Below are 6,881 nucleotides of genomic sequence, written 5' to 3' on the forward strand. Positions count from 1 at the left end.
CCGCATCGGCCGGGCGCAGCGCGCCCTCGTCCCGCGTGCGGGCGAGCTCGAGCGCCATGCAGCGCGCGGCCAGCGCCTCCGCCGCGCTGTCGGCCAGCAGCGCCGCGACCGCGGGCTGCTGCGCGATCGGGGCGCCGAACTGGCGGCGCTGAAGGGCGTGGCGCCGGCCTTCATCGACCATGCGCTCCATGAGCCCCGCGCAAAGGGCGGCGAGATGCAGCCGCACCTTGTCGAGGCCCGCAAGCGCGAGTTTCAGCCCCTCACCTTCGGCCCCCACCAGCGCATCGGCCGGGACGCGCGCATCCTCGAACACGATGTCGGCCACGGCCGCGCCGCGCATGCCCATCTTGGCCTGCGCCGGCAGGATGGTGATGCCGGGTGTGGCCGGGTCGATCGCGAAGGCGGACACGCCGCGCGCGCCATCCCCGCCGGTGCGGGCCATGACCATCAGCATCCCGGCCTCGGGCGCGTTCGTCACCCAGCGCTTGCGGCCGGTGATGCGCCAGCCCTCGCCGTCGCGCACGGCGCGCGTCGAGAGCGCGGCCGCGTCCGACCCGGCCTCGGCTTCCGAGAGGCAGAAGCAGGCGATGAGGTCCCCGCGCGCGAGCCCCGGCAGCCAGCGCGCCGTCTGCGCCTCGGTTCCCGCGCGGAGCAGGATCTGCGCCGCGCCGCCGGAATTCAGCGCATAGACGGCGCGATAGGCCGGCGCCGCGCGGCCGAGGACGAGCATGAGCCCGGCCTCCTCCTCCATCGTCAGGCCGAGCCCGCCATGGGATTCGGGGATGGAGATGCCGAACAGCCCATGGGCGCGCAGCGCGGCGCGGGCTTCCTCCGGCATCCGGTCCTCCTCATCCATCCGCGTCTCGGCGGGGATGAGGATGTCCTCCACCAGCGCGCGCGCGGCGGCCAGGCGTGCCGCCTGCGCGGCGGCGTCGCGGATCATCAGTCGCTCTCGGGCGGGATGACGTTCGTCTCCAGCCCTTCGACCAGCACGTCGCGCATCGTCTCGGCACTCTTCAGCCGGATGTCGTCCCAGGCTTCCGGCGTGTGGAAGGCGATGTGCGGGCAGATGATGAGCCGCCCGGTGAGCCATTCCTCCCGGTCGCGATAGGCGCGCAGCAGGCCGGGGATGGGCTCGACCGGCGGCTCGACGGGGATGACGTCGAGGCCGGCCGCGGCGACATGGCCTTCGCGCATCACCCGTTCCAGCGCGTCGATGTCGAGGATCGGCCCGCGCGCCGTGTTGATGACGACGGCGTTCTGCGGAAGCAGGCGCAGTTCCCGCTCGCCCACCAACCCGCGCGTGCGGCGCGTCAGCGGGCAGTGGATGGACAGCACGTCCGCCTGCGCCAGCATCTCGTCCATCGTGCGGCAGCGCGCCACACCGATCGCTCGGTCGGCGCCGTTCGGCAGCGCCGGATCGTAGAACACCACGCGCCAGCCGAGCGCCTTCGCACGAAGGGCAGCCGCCGTGCCGATGCGCCCCAGGCCGAGGATGCCGAAGGTCTGCACCTCCTGCCGCCGCACCGCCGGATGCGGCATCACGCCCCAGCGCGCCGGGTCCGGGCCGCGCTGGGTGTCGTGATACATCGTCAGCCCACGGCGCAGCGCGAGCGCCATGAGCACCGCGAATTCCGCCACTTCCTGCGTGCCGTAGTCGGGTACGTTGCACACCTTGATGCCGCGTGCGGCGGCGGCGGCGCGGTCGACGCGGTCATAGCCCACGCCCATGCGGATGATGACGCGCAGCTTGGGGAAGCGGGCGATCTGGTCCGCCGGGACCGCCATGCGCAGCGTCATCAGCGCATCCGCCTGCTGGCAGAGCTCGTCGGGCAATTCCGCCAGCGAGGCCTTGCACGCGCCCTGCAGGATGCGGACGGAAGGCCCCATGATCCGCTGCTCGAGCGAGGTGTCGGGATAGAGCCCCTCGGGCTCGAGCACGGTCAGCGTCACGCGGCGTCCTCCGGTTCTCGTGGCGCGGGAGGATGGAAGTCGTCCACGCGGCGCGCAAGGCGGCGCGTCAGGGTGCGGGGCAGCGCCAGGTGCCGGTGACGGAGATCGCCTCGCCTTCCGGCATGAGGTTGTGCGGGATCTGCAGTACGAGGCCGGTCGCGCGGAAGCGGCCGCTCAGCCCGTCTGCGGCGATCGTGACCTGGCCGGCCGCGGCAGGGGCGCCTTCCTCGACGACGCGCTCCCATAGACCTTCCGGCGTGCCCACGCTGATGCGGAAGGCCCGGCCGAGTGGGACAGGGCCCTCCATCTCCAGCGCGCCGGGCGCCGGCAAGACCCCCAGCGAGAAGGACTGCTGCGGGCCGTAGATCCGCCATTCGGGCGCGAGCGCGAGCGCCTCCGGCAGGAGGCGCGGGGAATGGTAGACGCCGTAGCCGTGGACGGTGTTGGGCGGCTCATTCGCAGCCGGCGCCGGGTCCCGGGCGGTCGGCCAGCCGCCGCGTCGTGGCTGGGCGCAGAAGTGCACGGCGTCTGCCTGGTGGATGAGGCGCACGCCGCGGCGCTCCACCCGGCCGCTGATGTCGAAGGTGATGTGGAGATTGCCGTCGGGCGGCGGCGGCTCGGCGCAGGCTGAAAGCAGCGCCGCGATCGCCACGCCGCAGGACCGGGCTCGCGGGCTTCGGTACGGCGACGGCTTCATGGTGCGGCCTTCATGGATATAGTGGCGCGCGAGGCTGCGCGCGGCCTCGTCGGGTGGCCATGGTGGGCGAGGCAGGGGCGATGACAAAGCGGAGAATCCTGGTGACCGGCGCGGCCAGCGGCATCGGCGCCGCCTGCTGCCGGGCGCTCGCCGCGCCGGGCGTCGCGATCGCCTTGCACACGCGCAAGAACCGGGAAGGCCTGGCGCGCACCGTCGCGGCGGTGCGCGAACGCGGGGGTGAGGCAATCGAGATCCTGGGCGACCTGGCCGAAGCCGGCGTGCCGGAGCGCGTGGTGGCGGATGCCGCCGGCGCCCTTGGCGGGCTCGACGTCGTCGTCTCCAACGCCGGCTTCGCCGATCGCACGCCGGTCGCGGCACTGACGGATGCGGGCTTCGAGAAAAGCCACGACGCCATTGCGCTCGCCTTCCTGCGCCTCGCGCGCGCCGCCGGGCCGCTGCTGCGCGAGGGCCGGGATCCGCGGCTGATCGCCGTCTCCTCCTTCGTGGCCCACCTGTTCCGCAACGACGTGACGATCTTCCCGGCCTCGGCGGCGGCGAAGGCGGGGGTGGAGGCGCTGGTCAAGGCGATCGCGCTGGAATGGGCGCCGGCGGTCACGGTGAACGCGGTCGCCCCGGGCTACACGCAGAAGGATCCGGGCGCGCATGCCGCGCTGGATGCCGCGCAGTGGGAGGCGATCGCGGCACGCATCCCGATGCGTAGGCTCGGCCTGCCGGACGACGTGGCGGCGGCGGTGGCGTTCCTCGCCTCGCCCGGCGCGGGCTACATCACGGCCCAGGTGATCCATGTCAGCGGCGGTGTCGTGACGTGATCCGCGCGGCCGTTCTCCTGCTGGCGATGCTTGCGCTGCCGGCGGCGGCGCAGGACCAGGCGGCGGTGCATGGCGGGCCGGTGCGCGCGCTGGCCGTCGCACCCGAAGGCGGGGCGCTCGCCTCGGCCGGCTTCGACCAGTCCGTGATCTTCTGGGACCTGGCTGCGGGCCGTGCGCGCGCGGTGGTGCGCTGGCATCCGGGGGCGGTGAATGCGCTGGCCGCGCTGCCGGGCGGGCAGATGGCCTCGGGCGGGGAGGATGGGCGCATCGCGATCTGGGGTGCGGACCCGCGCGGCGGGCAGCCGCTGCGCGTGCTGGAAGGGCACCAGGCGCAGGTGGCCGGGCTCGCTGCGCGGGATGGCGCGATCGCCTCCGCCGCCTGGGACGGCACGGTGCGGGTGTGGCGGGACGGTGCCGCGCCGGTCGTACTGGAAGGCCATCGCGGCAACGTCAACGCGGTGGTGTTCCGCAGCGACGGCACCGTGGTCAGCGCCGGCTTCGACGGCACGCTGCGCGCCTGGCGCGCGGATGGCACGGCCGATGTGCTGGCGGAATTCGGCCTGCCGCAGAACACGCTGGTCGCGCTGCCGGACAATGCGCTCGCAGTGGGTGGCGTGGACGGCCAGGTGCGGCTGATCGCGGCGAATGGTGAGGTGCGGGAGATGCATGCCGGCGCGCGCCCCGTCGTCGCGCTTGCCGCCAACCCGCGCGGCACGCTGCTGGCCGCGGCCTCGCTCGGCGGCAGTGTGGCGGTGATCGGCCTGCCGGACGGGCGGCTGCTGCACTCGCTGGAAGGGCCCGGCACGCCGGTCTGGTCGGCGGCCTTCGACACGGACGGGCGCACGCTCTGGACCGGTGGTGCGGACCGGCGCGTCCGTCGCTGGGATGCGCTGGCCGGCCGCGCGCTGGGCCCGGTGGGGGAGGCGGCGGAGGATGCGCCGCGCGCCGGGCTCGACCCGCATGGCGCGCGCGTCTTCCGTGCCTGCGCCGCCTGCCATTCCCTGACCGCCGAGGGCGGCAACATGGCCGGGCCGCATCTGCACGGGCTGTTCGGCCGGCGGATGGGCAGCGTCGCGGGCTATGCCTATTCCGAGCGCCTCGCGCGCGGGGACATCACCTGGACGCGGGAGAGTGTCGCGGACCTGTTCACCCGCGGGCCGGACGTGGTGACGCCGGGGACGAAGATGCCGGTGCAGCGCGTGGAGAATGCCGACGACATGGCGGCGCTGCTGCGGTTCCTGGAGCAGGCGACGCGCTGACGCAACGCCTGCGCGCGCGGCGCTACGGCATCAACCGGAACAGCGTCACCTCCCGCAGCGTGCGGTCCTCCAGTTCCAGCGTCGTCGGCACCGCGTGGCGGGAAAGGGCCGCGAGGCCCTCGCGCGGCAGGTAGGCGCGGCCTGGGTCCGCCAGCAGCACCTCCGCCCCCGCGGCCGCCATGCCGCGCAGCCAGGGCAGGATATGCGCGGTCATCGGCGCCTCGTAGCAGACATCGCCGGCGAGGATGACGTCCCAGCGGCAGGGCGCGCCCACGATGTCGCCCTCCGGCGTCGCGACCGCCAGGCCGTTCAGCGCGGCGTTGAGCCGCACGGCGGCGAGCGCCAGCGGATCGATCTCCGCGGCCTCGACCTCCGCCGCGCCGGATTTTGCGGCGGCGATCGCCGCAATGCCGCAGCCGGCGGCGAAATCCAGCACGCGCTTGCCGGCGACGCGCGCGGGTTCATCGAGCAGCAGCCGCGCCGTCGCCTGCCCGCCGGGCCAGGCGAAGGCCCAGAAGGGCGGTTCGATGTTGCGCGCCCTGAGCCATTCCTCGCTCGCCTGCCAGATAGGCGTGATCTCGCTGGCGAGGTGAAGGTGGATCTCCGGGACCAGCGGCGCGGTCGCGACGATCGTGTGCGCGCGGACGAACTCCTCCGGCGTCACAGCCGGCCGATCAGGAAGGCCGCGGCGATGGCGAGCCCCACATCGCGGTTCGCCTTGAACAGCCGCAGGCACAGCGCCGGGTCGTGGATGTCGAGGGCGACCACCTGCCGCGCCAGCAGCGCCGCCGGCAGCAGCAGCGCCGGCGCGAACCACCAGGACAGCCCCGCCGCGAAGCCCGCCGCGACCAGCAGCGCCAGCGTCACGCCGTAGCAGGCGGCGAGGAAGGGTCGCGTCCTTTCCCCGAAGCGCAGCGCGGTGGACCGGATGCCGACCAGCGCGTCATCCTCCCGGTCCTGGTGCGCGTAGATCGTGTCGTAGCCGAGGATCCAGAAGAACCCGGCCGCCCAGAGCAGGAAGGCCGCCGCGTCCAGCCCGCCGGTCGCCGCCGCGTAGCCCGTCGGCGCCGCCCAGGAGAACACCAGGCCGAGCATCGCCTGCGGATAGTCCGTCACGCGCTTGGCGAGCGGATACAGCGCGATCGGCACGAGGGAGAGCACGCCGAGCAGGATCGCCGTCCAGGGCAACTGGACCAGGATGAGGAAGGAGACCATCAGCAGCCCGAGCAGGAAGGCGAGCGCCTGCTTCGGCCGCACCGTCCCGGCCGCGAGCGGCCGCCCCGCCGTGCGTTCCACCTGCCGGTCCAGGTCGCGGTCCCACAGATCGTTCACCACGCAGCCCGCGCCGCGCATCAGCACGGCACCGAGCCCGAACAGGAAGGTCAGCCACAGCCCGCGCCCCCAGGAGGGTGCGACCATGGCGAAGGCCCAGAAGCCCGGCAGCACCAGCAGCCAGGACCCGATCGGGCGGTCGAGGCGCATCAGCAGGGCATAGGGTCGCCAGCCTTCCGGCAGGCGCGCCACCCATCCCCCGGCCCGGATGTCGGTGTAGCCGCTCATGGCGGTATAAGGGGGAGGGAGCCCGTTGATGTCCACCCCGCGACTTTTCCTCGACGATGCGCTGGCCGAAGGCGCCGAGATCGCCGGCACGCCGGCGCAGGCGCATCACCTCGGCACCGTGCTGCGCCGCGCGGCGGGCGATGCTGTCGCCGTGTTCAACGCGCGGGACGGCGAATACGCCGCGCGCATCGCGCATCTGCGCAAGGACCGCTGCGCCTTCGCGCTGGCTGCCCGGCTGCGTGCGCCCTCGGCCGAGCCCGACCTGCGCCTGATGGTGGCCGCGCTGAAGCGGGACGCGCTCGACTGGGTGGTGGAAAAGGCGACGGAGCTCGGCGTCTCCAGCATCCACCCCGTCGTCACGCGGCGCACGGTTGTCGATCGCGTGAACATCGAGCGCCTCGCCGCCATCGCCCGCGGCGCGGCGGAACAATGCGAACGCCTCTCGGTGCCCGCCATCGCCGCGCCGCTGCCGCTGCACGCGGCCCTGGACGCCTGGGACGGCGCGCCGCTGCTCGTCGCGGCCGAACGGCGTGGCGCCGCGCCGATCCGTCACGCGGCCGCCACGCTGCGCCTGCCCTGCGG

Annotated in this window: 8 protein-coding genes; 3 read left to right on the forward strand and 5 right to left on the reverse strand. The window is 73.9% G+C overall.

Annotated features, from left to right (window positions below):
• The 3 genes from HW577_RS17470 to HW577_RS17480 all read right to left on the reverse strand — a co-directional run.
• Window positions 1–943 (reverse strand): acyl-CoA dehydrogenase family protein (locus HW577_RS17470; RefSeq protein WP_198377428.1); only part of this gene is annotated, 943 nt, incomplete at its 3' end.
• Window positions 943–1,953 (reverse strand): NAD(P)-dependent oxidoreductase, encoded by a 1,011-nt coding sequence (locus tag HW577_RS17475; protein WP_332837747.1) that lies wholly within the window; start codon window positions 1,951–1,953, stop codon window positions 943–945. The genes HW577_RS17475 and HW577_RS17470, both read right to left, overlap by 1 nt.
• Before the next feature lie 67 nt (window positions 1,954–2,020).
• Window positions 2,021–2,650 (reverse strand): hypothetical protein, encoded by a 630-nt coding sequence (locus HW577_RS17480; protein WP_198377429.1) that lies wholly within the window; start codon window positions 2,648–2,650, stop codon window positions 2,021–2,023.
• 101 nt (window positions 2,651–2,751) lie between these two features.
• Between HW577_RS17480 and HW577_RS17485 the strand changes: the two genes are divergently transcribed.
• On the forward strand, window positions 2,752–3,480 hold the full coding sequence (locus HW577_RS17485; RefSeq protein WP_332837748.1) for an SDR family NAD(P)-dependent oxidoreductase: 729 nt from the start codon (window positions 2,752–2,754) through the stop codon (window positions 3,478–3,480).
• Window positions 3,477–4,739: a c-type cytochrome gene (locus tag HW577_RS17490; protein WP_332837749.1), complete on the forward strand. Its 1,263-nt coding sequence runs from the start codon at window positions 3,477–3,479 to the stop codon at window positions 4,737–4,739. The genes HW577_RS17485 and HW577_RS17490 overlap by 4 nt, the downstream gene beginning before the upstream one ends.
• Window positions 4,740–4,761: 22 nt before the next feature.
• On the opposite strand, the gene HW577_RS17495 is transcribed toward HW577_RS17490, so the two are convergent.
• Complete coding sequence (locus tag HW577_RS17495) at window positions 4,762–5,403, reverse strand: class I SAM-dependent methyltransferase (protein WP_198377431.1); 642 nt, start codon at window positions 5,401–5,403, stop codon at window positions 4,762–4,764.
• Complete coding sequence (gene ubiA, locus HW577_RS17500; protein WP_198377432.1) at window positions 5,400–6,299, reverse strand: 4-hydroxybenzoate octaprenyltransferase; 900 nt, start codon at window positions 6,297–6,299, stop codon at window positions 5,400–5,402. Before ubiA ends, HW577_RS17495 begins: the two co-directional genes overlap by 4 nt.
• 28 nt (window positions 6,300–6,327) lie before the next feature.
• Here ubiA and HW577_RS17505 point away from each other — a divergent pair.
• Window positions 6,328–6,881: RsmE family RNA methyltransferase (locus HW577_RS17505; protein ID WP_198377433.1), on the forward strand; the 554-nt coding region annotated here is incomplete at its 3' end.

Source organism: Neoroseomonas rubea (genome assembly GCF_016106015.1).
GTDB classification, from domain to species: domain Bacteria; phylum Pseudomonadota; class Alphaproteobacteria; order Acetobacterales; family Acetobacteraceae; genus Neoroseomonas; species Neoroseomonas rubea.

Bases quoted from the DNA above. Each gene is read 5' to 3' on its own strand.
- ubiA (WP_198377432.1), bottom strand. From the start codon at position 6,299: ATGAGCGGCTACACCGACATCCGGGCCGGGGGATGGGTGGCGCGCCTG.
- HW577_RS17480 (WP_198377429.1), bottom strand. From the start codon at position 2,650: ATGAAGCCGTCGCCGTACCGAAGCCCGCGAGCCCGGTCCTGCGGCGTG.